Source organism: Bacillus sp. FSL R5-0709, assembly GCF_038004785.1.
Classification (GTDB): Bacteria; Bacillota; Bacilli; order Bacillales; family Bacillaceae_G; genus Bacillus_A; species Bacillus_A mycoides.
In genome coordinates, this window is the sequence record NZ_JBBORT010000001.1 from 1836347 (window position 1) to 1860262 (window position 23916).

Consider the following 23916-nt stretch of genomic DNA (forward strand, 5'->3'; position numbering starts at 1 on the left):
ATTTCAGACAAAATCCTGTCAATAATACGTCAAAAATCACCTGAATTTATTATGTAAGTATATTATACAATTCGATTAACGAATAAAACACTACTGAAATAGTGAAAAGGTAAATCGTATGAAGAAAGTTCTTTTGTAATTATCTAAAAAACTGACAATCTATATTTTCAGAAAGTACATAAACGAATTTATCTTTTTGTATTTCCACATGATTGAATTGTTCGTTATGAAGTGAATTCATACAATTCAATCGATATTACGATATAAAAAAATATGAAGGAAGTGACTTTAGCATGGAAACGCTCGAATTGGCACGAATACAATTTGCATCAACAACGATTTTTCATTACTTTTTCGTTCCGCTGTCTATAGGTTTAGCTTTTATCATTGCGTTAATGCAAACGTTGTATGTGGTAAAGGGACAAGAAATTTATAAGAAGATGACAAAGTTTTGGACACAAATATTCCTTGTTAACTTCGCAGTAGGTGTAGTAACAGGTATTTTACAAGAATTTCAGTTTGGTATGAACTGGTCAACGTATTCACGTTTTGTTGGTGATGTTTTCGGACCATCACTTGCAATTGAAGGTTTATTAGCATTTTTCATTGAGTCTACATTCCTAGGTTTATGGGTATTCGGTGAGGATAAACTTCCGAAGCGAGTTCACCTTTTATGTATTTGGCTCCTCTCAATAGGAACAATGTTATCAGCATTTTGGATTTTAACTGCAAGTGCATTTATGCAGTCCCCGGTAGGATATGAAATGGCTGCAGATGGACGTGCGCAGATGAATGATTTCTTGGCGATTATTCAAAATCCACAACTATGGGTGCAATTCCCGCATACAATTACAGCGGCACTTGCAACAGGCGCATTCTTTATTGCTGGTGTTAGTGCATGGAAAATCGCAAAACAACAAGAGACTGAGGTGTTTAAGAAGTCTTTCCGAGTTTCTATCGTTGTTGGAACAATTTCAACAGCATTGGTATTATTTTTCGGTCATGCACAAGCGCAAAATTTAATTAAGACACATCCGATGAAAATGGCAGCAGCTGAAGCATTATGGAATACGAGTGAGGATCCAGCGCCATTTACAGTATTTGCAAAAATTGATACAGAGAAGAAAGAAAATTCGTTTGAAATTCAAATCCCTTATATGCTAAGTCTATTGTCATACGATAAATTTAGCGGTCAAGTAGAAGGAATGAATCAAATTCAAAAACAATATGAAGAAAAATATGGACCTGGAGATTATATTCCGCCAGTACATACTATGTTCTGGAGTTTTAGAGCGATGGTAATGAGTGGAACATTCATGCTTCTTCTAGGAGTGTACGGCTGGTTCTTATCAAGAAAAGATCGTTTAGCTGAAAAAACTTGGTATTTAAAATTAATGGTATATGCAATTGCACTACCGTTTATCGGAAATACAGTAGGTTGGATTATGACTGAAATGGGACGTCAGCCTTGGGTTGTCTTCGGTGTTATGAAAACAGAAGATGCAGTATCTCCAAATGTTTCATTTGGAGAAGTATTATTCTCTCTTGTTTCATTCACATCACTATATGTAATTATTGGAGGCATTACTGTTTACTTATTCGTTCGTATCATTAAAGGACATGCGAATAAGAAAACGAAAAAGGATTATCAAAGCCATGATCCATTTGATAAGGAGGAAGAGTATGTTATCTCTTAATGAGTTGTGGTTTCTAATTATCTCAACCTTATTCGTTGGCTTCTTTGTACTTGAAGGTTTCGATTTTGGTGTAGGAATCGTTTCAAGGTTTTTAGGAAAGAATGATTTGGAAAAGCGTATATATTTAAATACAATTGGACCGTTTTGGCACGCTAATGAAGTATGGCTTGTTTGTGCTGGTGGCGCTATGTTTGCGGCATTTCCGCATTGGTATGCAACTTTATTTAGTGGGTTCTATATTCCGTTTGTGTTTATGCTTCTTGCATTAATTATAAGAGGTGTTTCCTTTAAATTCCGTGCGAAAATAGAAAACCATAAGTGGAAAAGTTTCTGGGATTGGGGCATGTTTATTGGAAGCATGCTACCTCCTATACTTTGGGGAGTTGCAATTGCAAACTTTATGACAGGTGTACCAATTGATGAAAGTAAAAATATGGTAGGCGGATTTATGAAATTACTTCACCCATTTGCATTACTTGGAGGAGTTATGTTTCTTCTTCTATGTATTGTTCATGGTTTGCAATTTCTTACTATACGTACAACAGGAAAATTACGAGAACGCGCACGTATTGCCGCAACAAAGATTGCACCTTTTGCATTAATAACACTTCTTGTTTTTGCAGCTGTAGGGTTATGGAAAACAGATATTTTCACTGCACATGGTTCAGAGTGGCTAATGGTTCCGATTGGAGCTTTTGTAGCACTATTTGTTTCTACTTTATTAAATAAAAGAAGAAGAGATGGTTGGGCCTTCTTTATGACAAGTTTAACAATCATTTTGCTAAGTGCAAGTGTGTTCATCGGTATGTTCCCGCGTGTCATGATTAGCTCATTAGGAGCGGTAAATGATTTGACAATTTATAATGCAGCATCAGGACCTTATGCATTAAAACTGATGAGCTATTTCTCTCTTGCTATTTTACCGTTTGTTATCGGTAGTCAAATATGGAGTTTCTATGTATTTAGACAACCTGTTAAGTCAGACAAAGATTTGGAGTACTAATGAAAAGAAAAAGAGGACTTCCGTCGTATCCTGGTAGCCGAGTTTTATATGTAACTTTAAGTCTTATTAGCATTTTAGAGGCGTGTAGTATCATTGCGCAGACAGTGTTTTTAGCACGAGCAATCACATTTTTATTTCAAGGAGAAACAGTGCAAGCTGTGCTAAATGAAACTGTTTATTTTGGAATCATGTTTGCAGCACGCCAAATGTTGGTGCGAGCATCGCAAATATTGGTTGAGCGTTTCGCTGAAAAAACAGGATTGGCATTACGTAAACAGTTAATAGAAGCATATTTTACATTAGGGCCGAGATTTGTCCAAACGAATGGGACTGGCCATCTGGTTACTTTATCGATAGAAGGTATTGAAAAATTTAAAACTTATATTGAATTAACAATTCCTAAAATGATTAGAAGTACTATCGTACCAGGACTAATTGTTCTATATGTTTTTACACTGGACATTAAGTCTGGAATCATTTTAGTTGTAACGATTCCAATTGTGATTATATTTATGATCCTTCTAGGATTAGCAGCGCAGAAAATGGCGGATAGCCAATATGAAACATATCGTGTACTTTCTAATCATTTCGTAGATACGTTAAAAGGGTTAGAAACATTAAAGTATTTAGGGAGAAGTAAACAGCACGAAGGAAAGATTGAAAAAGTAAGTAAACGATATAGAAAAGCAACGATGCGTACTTTGCGAGTTGCTTTTCTTTCTTCTTTTGCATTAGATTTCTTTACGAGTTTATCAATTGCATTTGTAGCAGTTGGATTAGGGATACGGTTAATAGATGGGACAATTATACTGTTACCAGCTCTTACGATTTTAATTTTAGCGCCGGAATATTTTCTGCCGATTAAGCAAGTTGGAGCGAATTATCATGCTACATTAGATGGACAACTTGCAATGGAGCAAATAGAAGAAATTTTACAGAAACAAAAAGAAATAGAAAAGAAAGATTCGAATGTAGATATAGTATGGAATTCTTCTAGTAGTTTGAAATTACAAGATGTAAAAGTAAATAATGATGAATCTGAAAAGGCTATATTAGAGGGAATTGATTTTACTTGGCAAGGTAACGGTGCTATAGGCATTATTGGTGAAAGTGGGGCAGGGAAATCAACGTTAATCGATGTGTTAGCAGGATTTCTACCTCCTTCGGGTGGGAAAATGTTAGTAAATGGTGTGGAAATTGGTGAATCTACTCGAGAAGATTGGCAAAAAAATATTGCTTATATTCCGCAGCAGCCTTATATTTTTCCACTTTCGTTAAAAGATAATATTTGTTTCTATGAAACGAATACAACTGATGAAGAAGTTGAGAGAGTTATTAATGAAGTTGGTCTTCGTTCGCTCGTTGCATTATTACCACATGGGATGTACGAAAGAATTGGAGAAGGTGGACGTATGCTTAGTGGCGGACAAGAACAACGTGTCGCTATGGCACGTGCACTTTTAAGTAAAAAGCCAATCATTTTATTAGATGAACCTACAGCACATCTTGATATTGAAACTGAATTTGAAATAAAGCAATCGATGTTACGTCTGTTTGAAGGTAAGCTAGTATTTCTTGCAACGCATCGTCTCCATTGGATGAAGCAAATGGATCATATTCTTATTTTAAATAAAGGGGAAATTAAAGAAAGTGGAACATATGAAGAGCTTTTAAAGAATGAGACATTACATTTTCATAGGGAAGAGAGGGGAGAGCGATGAGTAACTGGATTAAACCTCATATACAGCAAAATAAAGGTAGAATGACGTTGACTATTTTCCTCGGGCTTCTTGGAGTTAGTTCAGGTGCGATGTTACTTTTCATTTCAGGTTATTTAATTTCTAAATCTGCTCTCAGACCAGAAAATGTAATGGTTGTATATGTTCCTATAGTTGCAACGCGTGCGTTTAGTATAGGGCAAGCTGTTTTTCATTATTTAGAGCGTTTAGTAGGGCATGACGTCGTTCTACGAATTTTAGAAAAAATGAGGACAAAACTATATAGAATTGTAGAACCACAGGCGTTATTTTTGCGCTCAAGATTTCAAACTGGTGATGTACTAGGTGTATTGTCTGATGATATAGAACATTTACAGAATCTATATTTACGTACAATATTCCCTAGTATATTAGCGTTAGTTGTATATAGCATTTTCGTACTTGTTATCGGTGCATTTGACTTAGTATTTGCACTTATCGCAGCTTGTATGTTAGCTGTTATTGTTTTTCTTCTTCCATTCGTATCACTACTTTTGATGAAACGACATCATGTTGCTTTGAAGCGAGGAAGAAATCGTTTGTATCAACAATTGACAGATGCTGTATTTGGGTTATCTGATTGGCAGGCGAGTGGTAGAAAAGATGAATTTATTAATGCATATGTAGAGCAAAATGTCCAGCTGTTAAAGACAGAAAAGAGAGTGAAACGCTGGTACCATATTCGAGACAGTATCATTCATTTAATAGTCGGCATTGTAGTTATTTCAATGATTATGTGGACTGGAAATCAAGCAGCAAGTGAACAGATTGCACCTACAGTTATTGCAGCGTTCGTATTAATGACATTATCTGTGACAAATGCGCTTATCCCTATATCAGATGCTATTGATCGAATTCCATCTTATGTAGAATCTGCTCATAGGCTTAAAAGCGTAGAAAGTGATAGCATTTTGCAAGATGGAAATGAGTTACCTGGAGATAAAGATTACGTTGCACAAAAACATATAGATATTGAACTGAGTAATGTGTCGTATAATTATCCGGATAGTAATGAACCTGTATTAAAAGATGTATCATTGCAAATAAAGGCAGGAAAGAAAATTGCTATTTTAGGTAGAAGTGGAACAGGAAAATCTACTTTACTAAAACTGTTAACTGGGGCGCTACGTCCGGTGAGTGGGCAAGTTATATTGAATGGTGAACAAGCTCGTACGGGTTTTTTGTCAAAATATATTTCTGTATTAAACCAAAAACCACATTTATTCGATACGACAATTGGAAATAATGTGCGGATCGGTAAACCAGAGGGTAATGATGAAGAGATATGGAGAGCTTTAGAGAAAGCACAGCTAGCACCGCACATTGCTTCTCTTCCTGATGGATTACAAACAAAAATGCATGAAATGGGAAAGAGGTTTTCTGGCGGAGAAAGGCAAAGGGTAGCATTTGCAAGAACTCTTATGCAAGAAGCATCGATTATTGTGCTTGATGAACCAACTATCGGTTTAGACCCTAAAACGGAATTAGCCTTAATAGAAACAATGTTTTCTGCAACAGAAGAAAAGACTGTTATTTGGATTACACATCATCTTGTAGGAATTGAACATGTAGATGAAATTATTTTCCTTGATAGTGGCCAAATCGCTATGCAAGGTAGTCACGAACAGCTACTGAAAGAAAATGAGAAATATCGTAGGTTATATGAGCTTGATAAAGGTATATAAGAATGAGATGCAAAAAAACACAAATTCTTGGTAGTTCAAGGTTTGAGTTTTTTTGTATTTGTGGTGAAATCATATAAGCCGTATAAGCTATTTGATCATGAAATGGTTATATATTGTTAGAAAGGGTGTTTAAAACCTATCCTTTCAAGGCAATACTTGAGCCATAGTGAAAGGATTGTTGGAAGGCGTGATTATATGTTTGAAGAGGATGGCATTGTTTTAATACTGGAGCCTGCTGATGAGCGGAATATGAGGAAATTTATTTTTACAGTACCGAAGTCAGTTTATGAAAAAAAAGAAATTTTATTACATTACGGAACACCTTTAGGTCAAGGATATACGGACATTATAGAAGATATTATTAGTGTACATATAGACATAGATATTATAACAGTAATAGGGCATGTGAGAGGATAAAGAGAAACTTTAATTAGTGAGAGTTATAAGTATCTGGAAAACAGACGTACTTAAAATAAGTATGTCTGTTTTTATATTTAAATGAAGATAGTTTCAAGGTACATGTTGAACAGGATAATAATGATTTTTCTAGAATTTATAAGAGGAAGATTAAAAAAATAAGATATGATGTGATAAAGTGTATAAGAAGAAAATAAAGTGTTTAAAAATGAATAAAAGTATGGCAATTATTTAGGAGGTAAAAATGAAGTTTACAAAAACAATGTTACTTTCAATTGTAGTTTCAATTGGTTTGATGGGATGTTCGCTAGTAGAGGAAGGGAAGAACTCCATAGATTACGCTCAAAAAGCGACAGACTATGTAAATGAAATAAGTGCATTTGCAAATGAAGCGCCAGCATTAGCAGAAAAGGCCGTTAATGATGGGGAAGCCCGGAAAGAACTAGAAACGAAACTTACTGAAATTAAACAAGATATACCAGCTTTTAATGAATTAACACCACCAGATGTAGCGAAGGATCTTCACCAGCAAATCGTCGGGTATAATGAAAAGTTAAATACATTAATTGATACATCTATGACAAAGATAGAGGAAGGGAAAATGAATGTAGAGCAGTTTAAAAACTCTGAGCTTATGCAGACGATAGAACAAGTTCGTGATTTGAAAGATAAGGTTCAAAATTTAGGGCAATAACAAAAAGATCCGTTTATCATAAACGGATCTTTTTGTTATTGAATACAATAGATGATTACACCAATGACAATAATAATGTTGCCAATGATTTTTCGTTTCGTGATTTTCTCCCCTAGGAAGTACCAACTGAAAATTAAAATGATGATATAACTTAATGATTCTAATGCAGATGCTTGCTTTAATGCCATGCCCTTTAAGGCGATCACATTTAATCCGGCATTAATTACAAATAAAAAGTAGCCGATGATAACATAAGGATTCACATATTCTTTTATTCTAGAATCGTATTGTTGTAAAGTAGCCTTTTTTAATAATATTTGTGAGTAATTGGCTAAAATTATCCCAAATATCAATAATAACATATAACTATTCATCTTTTGTCACCACCACAATTCCGACGATAATAATAGCTGCGCCAAGTATGTGATTCCACTGTATCGTATCTCCAAACAGGAATACTGACCAAAGCATTGACCATAGTATGATAATCCCACGGTGTGAATATGCTCTAGAAATTTCAAAGTTCTTAATGACTTGTTGCCATAGAATTGCATATCCGAATAAAAGTACAACAAGTCCGAAGTAAGCAATAAAAAATGAAATTGATGCAATAGGGAATTGAGATGCCCATTTCATGTAAACCATAATGATAGAATATATCAAGAAGGCTACATGTAAAAATACATAGTTTTTAATAGTTGGTTTCATATATTCACTCTCTTTTACTTTATATACACGTATGTAAACTCGATGTATATAATCAATAGCTTCTTATTATATATAAAAGGCATATTGAAATGATTTTTGTTTATTTCTTCACATTCCAAAATATATAGTATCATGTCTTCTAATGTAAAACAATAGAAGGCAATGCGTAGCTTTAGAGCTGAAAATAATAGAGCTAGTAGAGTTAGATTTTCCACTGTTCTATAATTTGTATCGTTTTATTGGTTGCATCCATCTCTACTTGAATACCTATTGGCAAAGTAATCATTGGATGAGTATGACAACAATCAAAATCGGCTAGAAAAGGAAGTTTTTGATTTTGTAATACTTCTAATAATATTTCGTAAGGTTTTCTATTTGTACCACAATCATCAAATTGCTCATGTTTTCCAAGGATGATACCTGAAACTTTATCAAAAACGCCGTTAATTTTAAGTAATGAAAAACTTCTTTCGATAGTAGCTGCATCTTTTGAGCTATCTTCAATAAAGAGAATGTCACCATCTTGAATAAGTGGCATATAGGGGCTACCCCAAATACCTTGTATAGTATTTAAATTCCCACCAATAATACGTCCAGTAGCTTTCCCACCAATTACTGAAATCCAATTGTTCGGTCGAAGATCTTTTTCTTTCGTTTTTTCTTCCCAATTAATAAATTCATCTGACCAAAATAACGGCTGGTTTATGTTGTAAGGAAGGTGTTGATCAGTTAATAAAGTATCCGCAAAATATTTGTACGTGCAATCTACGAAAGGCTCAAATTCACCAAAAGAAGGAACAAGTGCTGGACCATAAAATGTAGGAATTCCTGTTTTTGCATAAATTCCTAGTAATAATGCTGTTGTGTCTGAATAGCCAATCATTATTTTAGGATTCTTTTGAAAAGTCTCATAATCAATATAAGGTAATAATGAATTTGAATTCAGTCCCCCAATTGTCGACATGATACAAGAGACGTTAGGGTTTCTAATCAAGTCATTTAATTCCTCAGCACGCTCTTTAATGCTCCCGGAACGATAATAATCATATTGACCTGTTAGTGAACCTTCTAATATATGAAATCCTTTCTGTTCTAAGTATAATTTTGCGCGCTCAAATCTCTTTGAAGAAGTATAGGTTACTGGTGAAGAGGGAGAGTAGATGCCAATGGTATCGCCATATTTTAATGCTTTTGGAAGTATCATTTGTATAAATCCTTTCTATTATATAGTGTTTTTGTGTTTAAATGTAATTGAATATTCTTATATTTCGTTGTTTTTAGTGTAACACATATGAAAAAGAGAACGAGGTTGAAATTATAATTGTTATAGATGAATAAATATGCTTTTTACCTTGACGATATAAAGTAATTGTTGTTATGGTTAAACATGAGTGTATAAAAGGTTTGTTAAAGGAGTTTTAGAATGAAGCGGTTAAAATGGGGAAGATTAACAATCCTATTAGTAGTAATTCTGGGTATATGTTGGTTCTTTTTCCAAGGAGTTCAAAAGAGTGAAACCAATGTAGATACTCAGCCTTTACAAGTGGCAGAGCTACCTAAAACAGGGCTATCTGAAAAAGTAGTTCCACCAAAATATATACCACCAGAAATTGATGCAAAAGCAGCTATTATTATCGATGCGAGTAATGGAGAAGTTATTTATCAAAATAATGAAAATGAAGCTGTTGCCCCTGCTAGTATGTCAAAAATGATGACAGCATATCTCGTTTTAGAGAGTATACATAATGGGAAAGTCCACTGGGAAGATCCAGTGAAAATAAGTGCAAAGTCGGCACAAACAGAGGGTGCAAAAATCCCGATGCAAGCAAATGATACATTAACTGTTAAGGACTTATATCATGCGTTAATGATTGAATCGGCTAATAATTCGGCTGTCGCTTTAGCGGAACATGTAGCTAAGACAGAAAAAAACTTTGTTCAACTTATGAATGAAAAAGCAAAGCAGTTAGAAATGTCAGATAAAGCTAAATTCGCGAATGCTTCCGGATTACAGGAGCCCGACGGAAGTGAAACGAAAATGACAGCAGCTGACGTAGCAAAATTAGCGTATCATCTTATAAAAGACTATCCAGAGATATTAGAAGTGACTCACTTACGTCAAAGTCAGTTAGCATTTAATAATGTTAATGTTACAAGCACAAATGAGATGTTAAACAAAAATAATAAAGCTTTATATATAGAAGGAATAGACGGATTAAAAACAGGATTTACAGATAGCGCAGGGTATTGTTTTACAGGTACTGCAAAACAAGGTGATAATCGCATTATTACAGTTGTTATGGGGACAAAAAGTAAAACAAAACGTTTTACAGAAACAAATAAATTAATGTCCTATGCATTTCAATTGCTTAATTAGGTGAAGAAAGAAGTAATTTAGATTGTTATAAAAATAAGACAGACAGTTTATTGAACCTTGATTTTGGTGACAATAAACTGTTTTTTTATTTTTTGACGTATAGGAAGTGAAAACTCAAGTGATATCATTTGAGTTTGTTTTTGTTTGTTGATATTATTAAGTTAAGAACTTATTAATAATAAGTTCGAGAGGCATTATATGCTTCGTACATATGATACTGCCTCAAATGAAAATTGGAGGGAATTGTAATGGCAAAAGATTTTTACTCAGCAATTGAAGACAGAAGATCTATTTACGCGATTAGTAAAGAGCAAGTAGTTTCTGATGAAAGAATTCAAGAAGTGATTTATCATGCTGTGAAACATACACCTTCGGCTTTTAATTCTCAAAGTGCAAGAGTTGTTGTATTACTAGGTGAACAACACGACAAATTATGGAATGTTACGAAAGAAACGTTACGAAAAATTGTACCTGAAAATAATTTTGCACCTACGGAAGAGAAAATGAATGCATTTAAAAGTGGCTATGGGACAGTTTTGTATTTTGAAGATAGTAAAGTAGTAGAAAGTTTGCAAGAGAACTTTGCACTATACAAAGATAATTTTCCTACATGGTCTCAGCAATCTTCTGGAATGTTGCAATTTTCGATTTGGACAGCATTAGAGATTGAAGGTTTTGGTGCTACATTGCAGCATTATAATCCGTTGATTGATGAAGAAGTAAGGAAAGAATGGGATGTACCTGAAAACTGGAAGTTAACTGCGCAAATGCCATTTGGTAAACCGGTAGTTTCGGCAGGAGATAAAGAATATCAGCCATTAGAAACTCGTGTGAAAATTTACAAATAAAATAAAAAATAAAAGGTGAACAGAGATATAATCTGTTCACCTTTTATAAGTAGTAAGGATTTTTTTTGTAGGGATTTTTCATCTGATTTTTTAATTTGTTTTTACGTGTTTCAATAGTTGATACTTTTTGTAATGTTATAATTGAAACGAATTGAAAAAAAGCATAGTACAGTTCTATATTTTTATTTATAGGATCATCTATTATGTTTTTCATAAATATATCTCCTTTTTTTATCTCACTATTTGCGGGCAGTAAGGCTTCCATATCAAAATTCAATGATACGTATAGAATACCGACCTGTAAAAGTTCGATTGGTTTCAGTGTGGGGTGAATAAAATTTGTATGGATTAAAATCCTACTTTATATATGATAATATAAATATCCTGAAAATTCCATGGATAGTGAAAAATAGATAGTGGAATGTGCATTTTCGTCAAATTAGAACAGAATTTTTGGAGTTAAATCTTACAAATCGTCAAACCTTTTAAAAACGATGGATAATATCAAAAATAGTTTTCTAAAAATATTATACTATTGATAAAAAAAGCATTTTTTGTCATGATAAGAGTATGCTTCATGGAAGGGACTTTACTAGAAAATACATTCTTTGCATTGTATTAGATTAATAGAGTTTTTTAAAGTGGATAGCAAAAGAAAAATATATATTAAGATAATGAATGGAATGTCGAATTTTCAATGAAATACATAAGAAATTTGAAAAAAGCATTGCAAAAACACACTGTTTAATGATAAAGTTCACATGAAGTTCACACTAAATTCACTTCAATCGTTTAAAATAAACGATGTGTGAAAAATAAAACTCTTGCTAAAAAATGGAACTGGATGAATATTTTACTTTGATAATATTGTAAAGTACTAAGTTTATAGTTTTCTCAAGAGGATAGTAGGGAAAGGAAGTAAAGACAACTTATGAAAAAAGTAATCGCAGGTTTAGCAGCAGCATCTGTAGTAGGTGTAGCAGTTCCTGGAATGGATTCTGCTCATGCACAAGTTTCAAATGATGCGCTAAAAGAAATTAATGGACAAACTCAAACTCAAACTCAAACGACTGTAACTGAAACAAAAACGGTAGAAACAACTTCTGAATTAAAATACACAGTAACAGCTGATGTATTAAATGTACGTTCAGGTGCTGGTACAGGACATAACGTTATTTCTAAAGTGAAATCAGGTCAAGTACTTCAAGTAATTGGACAAGAAAACGGTTGGTTCAAAGTTAGTGTAAATGGTCAAACAGGTTATGTAAGTGGGGACTTCGTAACAACTGGCGGCAATAAAGGAACTACTACTACTGTTCAGCAAGGAACAGGTACTTACACAGTAAACGTTTCTTCATTAAACGTACGTACAGGCCCAAGTGCATCTCATACTGTTTTAGGTTCTGTAAATAAAGGAAAAACAGTTCAAGTTGTAGGTGAAGTTCAAGATTGGTTTAAAATTAACTTCAATGGTGGAACTGGATACGTAAGCAAAGACTACGTAACAAAAGGTGGTTCAGCTGTATCTAACGAAACTCAGCAACCAACTACAAACAACAACAACAATACTACTACAGTTCAAACTGGTGGATCATATGTTGTTAACACAGGTGCTTTAAAAGTACGTACAGGTCCAGCTACATATAACCCTGTAATTGGTGGGGTAACAAACGGTACAGTATTAAACGTTACTGGCGCTGAAAATGGTTGGTATAAAATTAACCATAATGGCCGCACTGGTTACGTAAGTGCAGACTTTGTTAAGTTTGTAAAAGGCGGAGTGAACAATGTAGTTACTGGTGGTAACCAAGGTACGAACCAAGGTACGAACCAAGGTACGAACCAAGTACAAAAACCAACAGCACCAACAGGTGGAGATACATCTTCAATCGCTGGATTCGCTAGATCTTTAAATGGTTCACCATACAGAACTGCTGGTACAACACCTGCTGGTTTTGACTGCAGTGGATTCATTCACTACGTATTAAATCAAACTGGTCATAAAGGCGCTCGTCAAACAGTTGCTGGATACTGGAGCTCTAAAACAAAAACTAGCAATCCACAACCAGGTGATTTAGTATACTTCCAAAATACTTATAAATCAGGTCCTTCTCACATGGGCGTTTACTTAGGTAATGGACAGTTCATCAGTGCAGAAACTGACGCAACTGGTGTACGCATTAGCTCTGTAAGCAACTCTTACTGGAGTAAGCACCTATTAGGTTACACAAAAGCATACTAAGAAAAAGTATTTTATATACTTTTCGTATAGAGAAAAGGCTTTCCAGGGAAACTTGGGAAGCCTTTTTCATAGTTGGATAAACTAACAGTATAGTAGTATTTATCCTGCTATTTGCGGGATAATAATCAGCGGGGGATGGACAAATCCCCGCTGATTAAAGTTTCACTTTATGTCAATTTTCCATGCAAAAACTTAGCATATAAATCATGAAAATAGTTTGGACGGAATAAGTTTGCTGCATGACCTGCTAATGGAATTTCTTTATATAAAACGTTCGGAAGAATGGACTTCAAATCAAAGAGACAAGATTTATAGAGATGATCATGTTCTCCCATCACCCATAATATAGGATGGGGAAGTGCTTTTAATTTAGATTTTAAGTCGAATTCTAAGCGGTGTCGTAATGACTCAGCAATAATGGACGAGTGTAATTGTAATCCGAAACGGTAATAAATATTTCGTGAAATAACAGCGAACGGATTTGCCCTTAGTATTCCACTTGGAAAAATAGTACTAGCATACTGAGAAAGCCAAGATGAATATTCATCACCACGTTTTTCCCAAAATTTCTGAAAAACATTATATAAACGGGAAGGGTTATTATAATGTCCACCAATATGACAAATACTCAATACTTTTTCTGGATGCATTTGTGCAAATGTCGTAGAGATATAACAGCCATAGCTTAGAGCACAAATATGAGCCTTTTTAATTCCCTCTTTTTCATACAAGTTCAATAATTGATCTACGAGGCGCTGTATTGAAAAGTCGATAGCTTCTCCTTTATCGTCGCCGTGACCTAATAAATCATAAGTTATAATGTTGTAGGAGGCAGAAAATCGTTTATGCTCTTTTTTGAAGGCGCGGCGATTTCCAACTAATCCATGAATAAAAATGATTGTTTCCTTTTCGGAATGTTTATTTGTTTGCAAAAAGGATACTCCTTTCAATGCTGGAGATTTATATAGTGTTTTAAATTAGCTAATTGATAAAATTAGTTATATATTTTCTATGCGTAGTCTATAATTTACATAGAATAATAATAAGTACCAGGTAATAATATCAGATATTTATACTTGTTGTAAAGATGAGTTTATATGTATATTTTGTAAAATTAGAAAAAAGTGTGTTTACATTCAGTTTACATTTATAGCGTATTCTAGTTTTAGAAAGAATAGTTTTGTTTATAACGAGGAGATGAACGACAATGGAAGTTAGGAATACAGAAAAGAAAAAAGGGAATTGGAGGCAGTTTTTACGTCTCATTCAAGATACAAATCCACCGAAAGGCATTCTTATTTTTGCATTAATAATGAGCTTACTTTCTACTGGAGCGAGTTTGTTTATTCCAATGCTGACAAAAGGTTTAGTTGATAATTTTTCACTTTCTTCAATTAGTACGGGACAAATTGTTGGATTAATTGCATTCTTTATTATTCAAACAATTGCTGCAGGATTGTCAATTTATTTACTGAATTATATTGGACAAAAAATTGTAGCTGGACTTAGAGAACGATTGTGGAAAAAGGTACTTATTTTACCAGTGTCTTATTATGATCAAAACAGAACGGGAGATACAATTAGTCGTATGACAAATGATACAGGTGTTGTTAAAACATTAATTTCTGAGCATTTGTCAAACTTATTAACAGGCGGTATCTCAATTATTGGGTCATTAATTGTATTATTTGTTTTAGACTGGAAAATGACAATTTTACTTTTAACGGTTATTCCATTATCGGTACTAATTTTAGTTCCACTTGGACGGAAAATGTATAAGATTTCAAAAGCACTTCAAGATGAAACGGCTTCTTTTACTAGTGTATTAACACAAGTACTATCAGAAATTCGTTTAGTAAAATCTTCAAATACGGAAAAAAAAGAATATGAAACAGGTAATACAGGTATCCAAAAATTATTGCAATTTGGTTTGAAAGAAGGAAAAGTGCAAGCATTAATTTCACCTGTTATGTCGTTTGTTTTAATGGCATTGCTTGTTATTATCGTAGGGTATGGTGGAATGCGAGTTTCTAGTGGTGCATTAACAACAGGTGAACTTGTAGCATTTATTTTGTATTTGGTTCAAATTATTATGCCAATGAGTCAGTTATCAATGTTCTTTACTCAGTTCCAAAAAGCAATTGGTGCAACCGAAAGAATTAATACGATTTTAGAATATGAAGTAGAAGATCATGAAACAGGTATGAATGTTACAAATGCGAAGCAGCCGATCGTTATTGAAAATGTACATTTTGAGTATAACGAAGAAGAGAAAATCTTGAAAAATATCGACTTCACGATTGAATCTGGAAAAGTAACGGCGATTGTAGGACCAAGTGGTAGCGGAAAAACAACTTTATTCTCGCTGTTAGAACGTTTTTATGAGCCAACTAGTGGTTTCATAAAATTAGGGAAAGAACCAATTACAGCATATTCATTACAATCATGGCGACGTCAAATTGGTTACGTTTCACAAGATAGTCCGTTAATTGATGGAACGATTCGCGATAATATTTGCTACGGTGTTGAGGGTGAAGTGACGGATGAAGAAATTGAAAAAGTAGCAGCGATGGCGTATGTTGATGCGTTTATTCATGATTTACCAAGTGGATACGCAACAGAAGTTGGAGAGCGTGGTGTGAAGCTTTCTGGAGGGCAAAGACAACGAATTGCGATTGCTCGAGCGTTACTACGAAACCCGCAAATCCTTATGTTAGATGAAGCGACGTCAAGTCTTGATAGTAAATCGGAATCGGTTGTTCAGAAGGCGTTAAATAACTTAATGAAAGGTAGAACAACTTTAGTTATTGCGCATAGACTTTCTACTGTTGTAGATGCAGATAAAATTATCTTTATTGAAAAAGGGAATCTTACAGGAAGTGGCTCACATGATGAGTTATTACGGACACATGACATGTACCGTGAATTTGCAATGCAACAATTGAAAATTAAAGAAGGAGCATTATAGAATGAAAACAATCAGTGAAGGGGCACTTCACTGATTGTTGATTTTAGAGTGCTAAAAAGTATGTTAAGCAGAAAGGATATGATTCCTTGATACCCAAAATTTTAATTGTAGATGATGATCCGCACATTAGAGAACTTGTTTCTGTATTTTTGGAACGAGAAGGTTTTCAAACATATGAGGCCGTTGATGGATTAGATGCTCTTCGAAAAATAGAAGAAGTGAGAGTCGAAATGGCGATTATTGATATTATGATGCCAAATATGGATGGGTTTGATTTATGTTATGAATTAAGAAAATACTATGATATCCCAATTCTTATGCTGACTGCTAAAGGTGAAACATCTCAAAAAGTAAAAGGATTTCACCTCGGAACAGATGATTATCTTGTAAAACCATTTGATCCTTTAGAATTAGTTGTGAGAGTGAAGGCATTATTGAAACGTTACCAAATTACAGTATCGCAATCTATTCAAGTTGGGAATGTACTGTTAAATCGTAAAACATTTGAAGTTAACGTTGGCGAACAAACGGTGACGCTGCCGCTAAAAGAATTTGAGTTGCTCTTTACATTAGGATCTAAAGCGGGGAGAACTTGTTCAAGAGAGCAATTAATAGAAGACGTATGGGGATATGATTTTGAAGGGAATGAACGCACGCTAGACGTTCATATTAATCGGTTGCGTGAAAAGTTTCAAGAAGAGTTATCGAAGTTTAGTATAAGGACGATAAGGGGCTTAGGGTATCGTTTAGAGGTAAGTAAATGAGAAAAAGAGAAAGAATGAGTAAGATGAAGATGTTAAAAGTAATGGGGGCGATAGTAGCGCTCTTTACTTTTCTTACTATAATTTGGTCAATAGCCTTTTTTGTATCGTCTAGTGTAATGAAAGCTTTTGAAATAAACGTATCGCCTTTTATTACTTTTCTAATTAGTGATATGGTCGGCTTTGTTTTTATCGTTCTTATTTGGACATTAATCGGAATTTTAATGAGACCGAAGCGAGAGGCGATGATTTGGACGATCATTGAACCGATACAAAAAATTGCAAAAGGGGACTTCTCTGTAAAAATACGGAATGAAGAAAAGTATGATGGCGAAATTGGTGTGCTTGTAAAAAGTATTAACGATATGACGGATGAACTTAATGCAATGGAGAAAATGAGACAAGAATTTGTATCGAATGTTTCTCATGAAATACAGTCGCCATTAACATCTATTAAGGGATTTGCTCGAGCGCTACAAGATGATAATCTACCAGTTGAAAAAAGAAAACATTATCTTACTATTATTGAAACTGAAACAACGCGATTATCTAAATTGAGTCAAAATTTATTGAAGCTAACACTTTTAGAGTCAGAGGAGTATTCACCAGAAAGAGCTACTTATCGATTAGATCAACAGTTGAAACAAATTGTGTTAAATAGTGAGCCTCTTTGGGATGAAAAAGGACTTGAGCTAGATCTTGATATGGATAAAGTGTGTGTTACTGCAGACAAAGAAAGTATGAGCCAAGTATGGATTAATTTAATTCATAACAGTATTAAATTCACACCAAATGGTGGCACGATTACAATTCATTTAAAAGAACATAAGGAATTCCTGGAAGTAAGTATTCATGATACGGGAATTGGTATATCCGAAGAACAGAAACAACATATTTTTGAACGTTTTTATAAAGCGGATTCTTCACGAAACCGTGCTTATGGAGGAAGTGGATTAGGTCTAGCAATTGTAAAAAAAGTACTCGACCTTCATCAAGGAAAAATAAAAGTTGAGAGTGTAGAAGGAAATGGTACAGAATTTATTGTGCGTATTCCAAATCATGAAGAAAAATAGTGTTAGAAGGAGGCCTTCTAACACTATTTTTCTTTAAAAATGCATTTACCATTACTATAGTTACCTATAAGTAACCTACGCACATAAAAGTGCATCATTGCCTTTTTGCATAAACATAGATACACTTTTAATATAATAAACAACTGAGATGATTAAGGAGTGTTATACTTGGCAGAATTATTACAAGGAAAAAATGCTTTAATTACAGGAGCAGGTAGAGGGATTGGTCGTGCTGTAGCGATTGCGTTAGCGAAAGAAGGCGTAAATGTAGGTCTTTTAGCTCGTTCAGAAGAAAACTTAAAAGCTGTAGCGAAAGAAGTGGAAGCAGAAGGTGTAAAAGCTGTTATTGCGACTGCTGACGTATCTTCATATGAAGAAGTAACGACTGCAATTGAAACATTAAAAAATGGTTTAGGATCTATCGATATTTTAATTAATAACGCTGGTATTTCTAAATTCGGTAAGTTTTTAGAATTAGACGTTGCTGATTGGGAAAAAATCATTCAAGTAAACTTAATGGGTGTATACTATGCAACTCGTGCAGCTTTACCAAGTATGATTGAACAACAATCTGGTGATATTATTAATATTTCATCTACAGCAGGACAAAAAGGTGCACCTGTAACAAGTGCATATAGTGCTTCTAAATTTGGTGTTCTTGGTTTAACAGAATCGTTAGCGATGGAAGTTCGTAAACATAATATCCGTGTAACAGCTTTAACACCAAGTACAGTAGCAACTGACATGGCTGTAGACTTAGGATTAACTGATGGAAATCCTGATAAAGTAATGCAAGCGGAAGATATTGCAGAGTTTATCGTAGCGCAGCTGAAATTAAATAAACGTACATTTATTAAATCAGCAGGACTTTGGTCTACTAATCCGTAAGGGATAAATATAAAATACAAAGAAGGGACATCTATTCTGTAATGGAGTGGGTGTCCCTTCTTTATTTTTTGTGTATGAAACGGAATTTTCGGTATAATTAAATTTGAATGGTAGATAAGTATTAAAAACTTGAAGGGGATGGTATTTCCATGAGTACGATTGAGAAATGGACGGCTGTTGATCAATATATGAGTGATGTATTAATACCGAAAGACTCTACATTAGAAGAAGTTCTTCAAGCAAACGCTGCAGCTAATTTACCGGCACATGATGTATCGCCAACTCAAGGGAAGTTTTTACAACTATTAGTACAAATTCAAGGAGCGCGTAACATTTTAGAGATTGGCACTCTAGGCGGATATAGTACAATATGGCTTGCAAGAGCATTGCCATCTGGAGGGCGAATTGTTACATTAGAAGCAAGTGAAAAGCATGCTGAAATTGCACGGAGCAATATTGAGCGTGCCAATTTGAATGATAAAATTGAAATACGATTAGGATTAGCGTTAGATTCTTTAAAACAAATAGAAAATGAGAAGTATGAACCATTTGATTTTATTTTCATAGATGCGGATAAACAAAATAACCCTGCTTATTTTGAATGGGCACTGAAACTATCACGCCCTGGTACTGTAATTATTGGGGATAACGTAGTACGTGAAGGTGAAGTTATTGATAATACTAGTAGCGATCCTCGTGTACAAGGGATACGCCATTTCTATGAGCTAATAGCTGCTGAGCCGCGTGTAAGTGCTACTGCGCTTCAAACTGTAGGAAGTAAAGGGTACGATGGGTTTGTAATGGCAGTCGTAACAGAGTAATCTAAGGAGGAAAAAGGGATGAAAAAGAAGTTTCAAAAATTATAACGTGTATCTTGTACAACGAATTTAGCTCGTGGACCTCCAATTTACATAGCTTTATATTATATATTAAAAACTTGGAGGCTATAAGAAGATGAGAACTGAAAAAGAAATGTTAGACTTAATTATAAATACAGCAAAAGAGGATGAAAGAATTCGAGCTGTCATCATGAATGGGTCACGTGTGAATCCAAATGTGAAAAAAGATTGTTTTCAAGACTATGATATTATTTATGTTGTAAAAGATATACAATCTTTTACGTGTAATCATAGTTGGATTAATAGATTTGGAGAAATAATGATTGTGCAAATGCCGGAAGAAATGTCGTTACTTCCAGCTGATAAAGACGGGAAATTTCCGTATTTAATGCAGTTCATGGATGGGAATCGAATTGATTTAATGCTAGTTCCAGTTGATTTAATAAATAAATTTATTGGACAGGATAGTTTAAGTAAATCACTACTGGATAAAGACAAATGTATTGGAGAATTTCCGCCAGCAAGTGATAAAGATTACGTTATAAAAAATCCTACAGAAAAAGAGTTTTTGGATTGCTGTAATGAATTTTGGTGGTGCAGTACAAATGTAGGAAAAGGATTGTGGCGCGAGGAACTTTCTTATGCGAAAGGAATGCTTGAAGGCCCAATGCGTGATATGTTAATCGTAATGCTAGAATGGCATATTGGTATGAAAACAAATTTTACAGTGAATACCGGAAAGTTTGGTAAGCATTTCGAGCAATATGTTGAAAAAGATACGTGGGAGCAATTTAGAAAGACATTTTCAAATGCAGAATATGAAAATATATGGGAGTCATTCTTTGTAATGGGTGATTTATTTAGGGAAGTTGCGAACGAAATTGCTAACACATATGGATATCAATACCCGCAAGATGATGATGACAAAGTGACAAGCTATTTAAAACATGTGAAAGTTTTGCCGAAAGATAGTACATCGATTTATCCCGCATAAACGGGCAGTAAAACCCCCACTGATTAAAGTTTCACTTTATTAATTGTATAAAGCAGTAAGACTGTCCTAATTACGGACAGTCTTATTTTTGTTCATGAATAAGAATTTCTCTAACAAAGTACAGATGAATCACATATGAAATTTTAGGGAGGTTTTTATCATGTATTATTTTTACGCACCAGAAATGTTCGTTCCATTTCATTGGGGACTAGAACGAAATGTTTCGTATGCTTATATGCCATATCATTCATTTTATTATGGAAACTATATAGACGCAGTGCCGTATGTATTAAATGTTCCGCAAAATGATCAAGTCAAAGTGAAGGAAGAGAATCGGGGGTCATGGACACCTTTTTCATGGGTTGAAAAATATGCGTATGCATTTTCAGGACCATACAATAAAGCGGAAGTAGCTCTTACATTTGATGATGGACCAGATTTAGTATTTACGCCAAAAATTTTAGATAAGTTAAAACAATATAATGTAAAAGCTACTTTTTTCTTACTTGGTGAAAATGCAGAAAAGTTTCCGAATGTAGTAAAGCGTATCGCGAATGAAGGGCATGTAATTGGTAACCATACGTATAATCATCCGAATTTAGCGAAAGTAAATGAGGCTGAATACCGTAATCAAATTATAAAAACGGAAGAAATATTAAATCATTTAGCTGGTTATGCACCGAAGTTTATACGTCCACCATACGGTGAAATACTTGAAAATCAATTGAAGTGGGCGACAGAGCAAAATTTTATGATTGTACAGTGGAGTGTTGATACAGTTGATTGGAAAGGGGTAAGTGCTGATACGATTACAAATAATGTGCTAGGGAATTCATTTCCAGGAAGTGTCATACTTCAACATTCGACTCCAGGTGGACATTTGCAAGGATCTGTCGATGCACTAGACAAAATCATTCCGCAGTTAAAAACGAAAGGGGCACGTTTTGTAACACTTCCAAGTATGTTCCAGACATCTAAAGAGAGAAAATAAAAATGTTAATAATTGGGATTTTGAGAGTTGTATAGTATAATGAAGGTGTAAGTTAGGGGGGATATAATTGATGGATGCACTAGTAAACATAGGAATGAGCATATTGATTGGTATTATATTTATACTTGCGGCACTTATTCTTCAAAAAAATCCACCGACGGATATTAACGCAGCATATGGTTACCGTACGAAACGGTCTATGAAAAATAAGGAATTATGGGATGCAGGTAACAAGTATAGTGCAGAAGTGATGAAACAAAATGGATTCATTATGATGTTAATTGGAAGTGTTATTAGTATACTGTTTAGATATCCACATACAATGATAGCGATTATGATTGTTATGCTGTTGTTAATTATACGATTATTTATACGAGTAGAGAAAAAATTAAAGATACTTGAGCAATAAAAAAATAAGACTCCCGAATAAAGTAAGCTGGGAGTCCTATTTTTTTTATAAACTATTTTTGTTTAGCAATTCTTGTCCTTGCACTATAACAAATTCATAGTATTCAAGAGCATAAGGATAAATATCTTCAAATGTTATCGTTATCGGATTACTGTTTAAAACAGAATTAGTCGTTAAAGATGAAATCTCTCTTCTTAATAGTTGTAGAAAAGAAGTTGCATGTACTTTCATCACATCGTCTACTTCTTCACCTGGTGCAAATGGAAGTGGCTTTATTACATTGTGAAAATACATATGACAAAATTCACGATCAGTAAGATTTGAAATTTCATAATCTATTTTATAGATTCCTTTGTATGTTAGATCAGTAGTTTGAAAGAAAAGTCCTAATTCTTCTTCAATTTCACGAAGACCGCCAATTTGTACATCTTCATCATGCATAATGTGTCCAGCTGATGTAATATCCCATATATTCGGAGCTTCTTTTTTATTTTTAGAGCGTAATTGGAAATATAAGAACATATCCTCAGCATCTTTTTCTACAAACCAGCAATGAAATGTTTCGTGCCAATCACCGTCACGATGCACGTCATCACGTAATTTCTTTCCAAGTGTATTTCTTTCAGGATCAAATATTGTTAACCACTCTGTCATTTTGATTCCCCTTTCTGCAAATTTTATTATACAATATTTGTATTGAATTTTGGGAAAATAAAGAAAAAGGAGTGATTATTAGTGAAGATAGAGAATAAGGAAATAAAATCAATAATTTCAACTGAGGAAGAATTACGACAAATATTGGGGCAACCAAGTGAACGGGCTTTGAAAAAAGTTATTTCATCACTTGATCACCATTGTGTAGATTTCCTGTCTAAATCGCCTTTTCTAGTATTATCTACTGCAAATAAATTCGGAGAGTGTGATGCTTCGCCGAGGGGAGACGCACCTGGATTTGTATATGTATTAAATGAAAATAAAATTATCATCCCAGAAAGACCGGGTAATCGTCGTATAGACTCTATTTTAAATATAATTTCAAATTCGCACGTAGGGTTAATCTTTTTTATTCCGGGTCTTGGGGAAACACTCCGAATAAACGGTAAAGCATATATTACGAACGATGAAGAAATTTTGAAAGAAATGCAGGCGAATGGACGCAATCCGTTACTTGGAATTGTTGTTGAAATAGAAGAATGCTATATTCATTGTGCAAAAGCTTTTATTCGTTCAAAAATGTGGGATCCAGAGTCATGGTTAAATAAAACAGAGCTACCTTCAGCACCGAAAATGTTAATGGAGCATGCGAAAGTGAATGCTTCAGAAGAGGAAGTTGCACGTTCTTTAGAAGAAAGTTATAGGGAAAGATTGTATTAAAAATTATTTTTTAAATATAGTGTTGAAGTATGAAACTCTAAACGTTTTAGAGTGAGACTTTAACTATGAATATTGCTAATTTGTATGTGATGAATATATGTGCAAGAGAATAAATCTGTATTAGATGATTTGTTATTTTAAAATATAATTATTCATATTCTTAAAAATTGTGAAGAAAAATAGGCTTGCTT

General features: G+C 34.1%; 24 protein-coding genes. 18 read left to right on the top strand and 6 right to left on the bottom strand.

Annotated elements, in window-relative coordinates:
* Nucleotides 1-293 precede the first annotated feature (293 nt).
* The 6 genes from cydA to MKX37_RS09485 all read left to right on the top strand — a co-directional run bounded on the left by cydA (nt 294) and on the right by MKX37_RS09485 (nt 7253).
* On the top strand, nt 294-1697 hold the full coding sequence (gene cydA, locus MKX37_RS09460; protein ID WP_002126904.1) for a cytochrome ubiquinol oxidase subunit I: 1404 nt from the start codon (nt 294-296) through the stop codon (nt 1695-1697).
* On the top strand, nt 1684-2700 hold the full coding sequence (gene cydB / locus MKX37_RS09465; protein WP_002126907.1) for a cytochrome d ubiquinol oxidase subunit II: 1017 nt from the start codon (nt 1684-1686) through the stop codon (nt 2698-2700). The genes cydA and cydB overlap by 14 nt, the downstream gene beginning before the upstream one ends.
* Nucleotides 2700-4421: a thiol reductant ABC exporter subunit CydD gene (gene cydD / locus MKX37_RS09470; protein WP_078421888.1), complete on the top strand. Its 1722-nt coding sequence runs from the start codon at nt 2700-2702 to the stop codon at nt 4419-4421. The genes cydB and cydD overlap by 1 nt, the downstream gene beginning before the upstream one ends.
* Nucleotides 4418-6142, top strand: coding sequence for a thiol reductant ABC exporter subunit CydC (gene cydC, locus MKX37_RS09475; protein WP_002126913.1), 1725 nt, complete (start codon nt 4418-4420; stop codon nt 6140-6142). The genes cydD and cydC overlap by 4 nt, the downstream gene beginning before the upstream one ends.
* 195 nt (nt 6143-6337) lie before the next feature.
* The gene (locus MKX37_RS09480; RefSeq protein ID WP_002031341.1) at nt 6338-6559 is read left to right on the top strand and encodes a hypothetical protein; all 222 of its coding nucleotides are present in this window, start codon (nt 6338-6340) and stop codon (nt 6557-6559) included.
* A gap of 244 nt (nt 6560-6803) precedes the next feature.
* A complete protein-coding gene (locus MKX37_RS09485; protein WP_002012340.1) occupies nt 6804-7253 on the top strand; it encodes a DUF6376 family protein in 450 nt (149 codons plus the stop codon).
* Between the two features lie 35 nt (nt 7254-7288).
* Here the strand turns inward: MKX37_RS09485 and MKX37_RS09490 are convergent, their stop codons facing one another.
* The 3 genes from MKX37_RS09490 to MKX37_RS09500 form a co-directional block, all read right to left on the bottom strand.
* Nucleotides 7289-7627: an EamA family transporter gene (locus MKX37_RS09490; RefSeq protein ID WP_002135751.1), complete on the bottom strand. Its 339-nt coding sequence runs from the start codon at nt 7625-7627 to the stop codon at nt 7289-7291.
* Entirely contained in the window at nt 7620-7961 is a 342-nt protein-coding gene (locus MKX37_RS09495; RefSeq protein WP_002086172.1) for an EamA family transporter, read from the bottom strand. The genes MKX37_RS09490 and MKX37_RS09495 overlap by 8 nt, the downstream gene beginning before the upstream one ends.
* A gap of 202 nt (nt 7962-8163) precedes the next feature.
* Nucleotides 8164-9165, bottom strand: a complete 1002-nt coding sequence (locus MKX37_RS09500) for a S66 family peptidase (protein WP_078206892.1) — start codon at nt 9163-9165, stop codon at nt 8164-8166.
* 219 nt (nt 9166-9384) lie between these two features.
* Between MKX37_RS09500 and MKX37_RS09505 the strand changes: the two genes are divergently transcribed.
* Complete coding sequence (locus MKX37_RS09505) at nt 9385-10338, top strand: D-alanyl-D-alanine carboxypeptidase family protein (protein ID WP_002086170.1); 954 nt, start codon at nt 9385-9387, stop codon at nt 10336-10338.
* Nucleotides 10339-10586: 248 nt separating this feature from the next.
* Nucleotides 10587-11186: a nitroreductase family protein gene (locus MKX37_RS09510; protein ID WP_002086169.1), complete on the top strand. Its 600-nt coding sequence runs from the start codon at nt 10587-10589 to the stop codon at nt 11184-11186.
* Nucleotides 11187-11229: 43 nt separating this feature from the next.
* Here MKX37_RS09510 and MKX37_RS09515 read toward each other — a convergent pair whose 3' ends face one another.
* Nucleotides 11230-11400, bottom strand: a complete 171-nt coding sequence (locus MKX37_RS09515) for a hypothetical protein (RefSeq protein WP_016126784.1) — start codon at nt 11398-11400, stop codon at nt 11230-11232.
* A 717-nt stretch (nt 11401-12117) separates the two neighbouring features.
* On the opposite strand from MKX37_RS09515, the gene entFM reads away from it, so the two are divergent.
* Complete coding sequence (gene entFM, locus MKX37_RS09520) at nt 12118-13428, top strand: enterotoxin EntFM (RefSeq protein WP_003188709.1); 1311 nt, start codon at nt 12118-12120, stop codon at nt 13426-13428.
* A gap of 167 nt (nt 13429-13595) precedes the next feature.
* Here entFM and MKX37_RS09525 read toward each other — a convergent pair whose 3' ends face one another.
* Nucleotides 13596-14360, bottom strand: a complete 765-nt coding sequence (locus tag MKX37_RS09525) for an alpha/beta fold hydrolase (RefSeq protein ID WP_002086164.1) — start codon at nt 14358-14360, stop codon at nt 13596-13598.
* A gap of 275 nt (nt 14361-14635) precedes the next feature.
* Between MKX37_RS09525 and MKX37_RS09530 the strand changes: the two genes are divergently transcribed.
* From MKX37_RS09530 to MKX37_RS09565, 8 genes are all read left to right on the top strand, one after another.
* The gene (locus MKX37_RS09530) at nt 14636-16396 is read left to right on the top strand and encodes an ABC transporter ATP-binding protein (RefSeq protein ID WP_002031356.1); all 1761 of its coding nucleotides are present in this window, start codon (nt 14636-14638) and stop codon (nt 16394-16396) included.
* A gap of 86 nt (nt 16397-16482) precedes the next feature.
* The gene (gene hitR / locus MKX37_RS09535; RefSeq protein WP_002126920.1) at nt 16483-17160 is read left to right on the top strand and encodes an envelope stress response regulator transcription factor HitR; all 678 of its coding nucleotides are present in this window, start codon (nt 16483-16485) and stop codon (nt 17158-17160) included.
* Nucleotides 17157-18230, top strand: coding sequence for an envelope stress sensor histidine kinase HitS (gene hitS / locus MKX37_RS09540; RefSeq protein ID WP_002086159.1), 1074 nt, complete (start codon nt 17157-17159; stop codon nt 18228-18230). The genes hitR and hitS overlap by 4 nt, the downstream gene beginning before the upstream one ends.
* A gap of 168 nt (nt 18231-18398) precedes the next feature.
* Nucleotides 18399-19118 carry a 3-ketoacyl-ACP reductase gene (locus MKX37_RS09545; protein ID WP_000818985.1) on the top strand — a complete coding sequence of 240 codons (720 nt, stop codon included), beginning with the start codon at nt 18399-18401 and terminating at the stop codon, nt 19116-19118.
* Nucleotides 19119-19267: 149 nt separating this feature from the next.
* Nucleotides 19268-19939 (top strand): O-methyltransferase, encoded by a 672-nt coding sequence (locus MKX37_RS09550; protein WP_002126922.1) that lies wholly within the window; start codon nt 19268-19270, stop codon nt 19937-19939.
* Between the two features lie 133 nt (nt 19940-20072).
* Nucleotides 20073-20951, top strand: a complete 879-nt coding sequence (locus MKX37_RS09555) for an aminoglycoside 6-adenylyltransferase (protein WP_033730314.1) — start codon at nt 20073-20075, stop codon at nt 20949-20951.
* Nucleotides 20952-21111: 160 nt separating this feature from the next.
* Entirely contained in the window at nt 21112-21942 is an 831-nt protein-coding gene (locus MKX37_RS09560) for a peptidoglycan-N-acetylglucosamine deacetylase (protein WP_002031366.1), read from the top strand.
* Between the two features lie 70 nt (nt 21943-22012).
* Nucleotides 22013-22351, top strand: coding sequence for an SdpI family protein (locus MKX37_RS09565; RefSeq protein ID WP_002012358.1), 339 nt, complete (start codon nt 22013-22015; stop codon nt 22349-22351).
* Between the two features lie 45 nt (nt 22352-22396).
* Here the strand turns inward: MKX37_RS09565 and MKX37_RS09570 are convergent, their stop codons facing one another.
* On the bottom strand, nt 22397-23005 hold the full coding sequence (locus MKX37_RS09570) for an NUDIX hydrolase (protein ID WP_002126927.1): 609 nt from the start codon (nt 23003-23005) through the stop codon (nt 22397-22399).
* A gap of 81 nt (nt 23006-23086) precedes the next feature.
* On the opposite strand from MKX37_RS09570, the gene MKX37_RS09575 reads away from it, so the two are divergent.
* Entirely contained in the window at nt 23087-23725 is a 639-nt protein-coding gene (locus MKX37_RS09575; protein WP_002012360.1) for a pyridoxamine 5'-phosphate oxidase family protein, read from the top strand.
* The last annotated feature ends 191 nt before the right edge of the window (nt 23726-23916 follow it).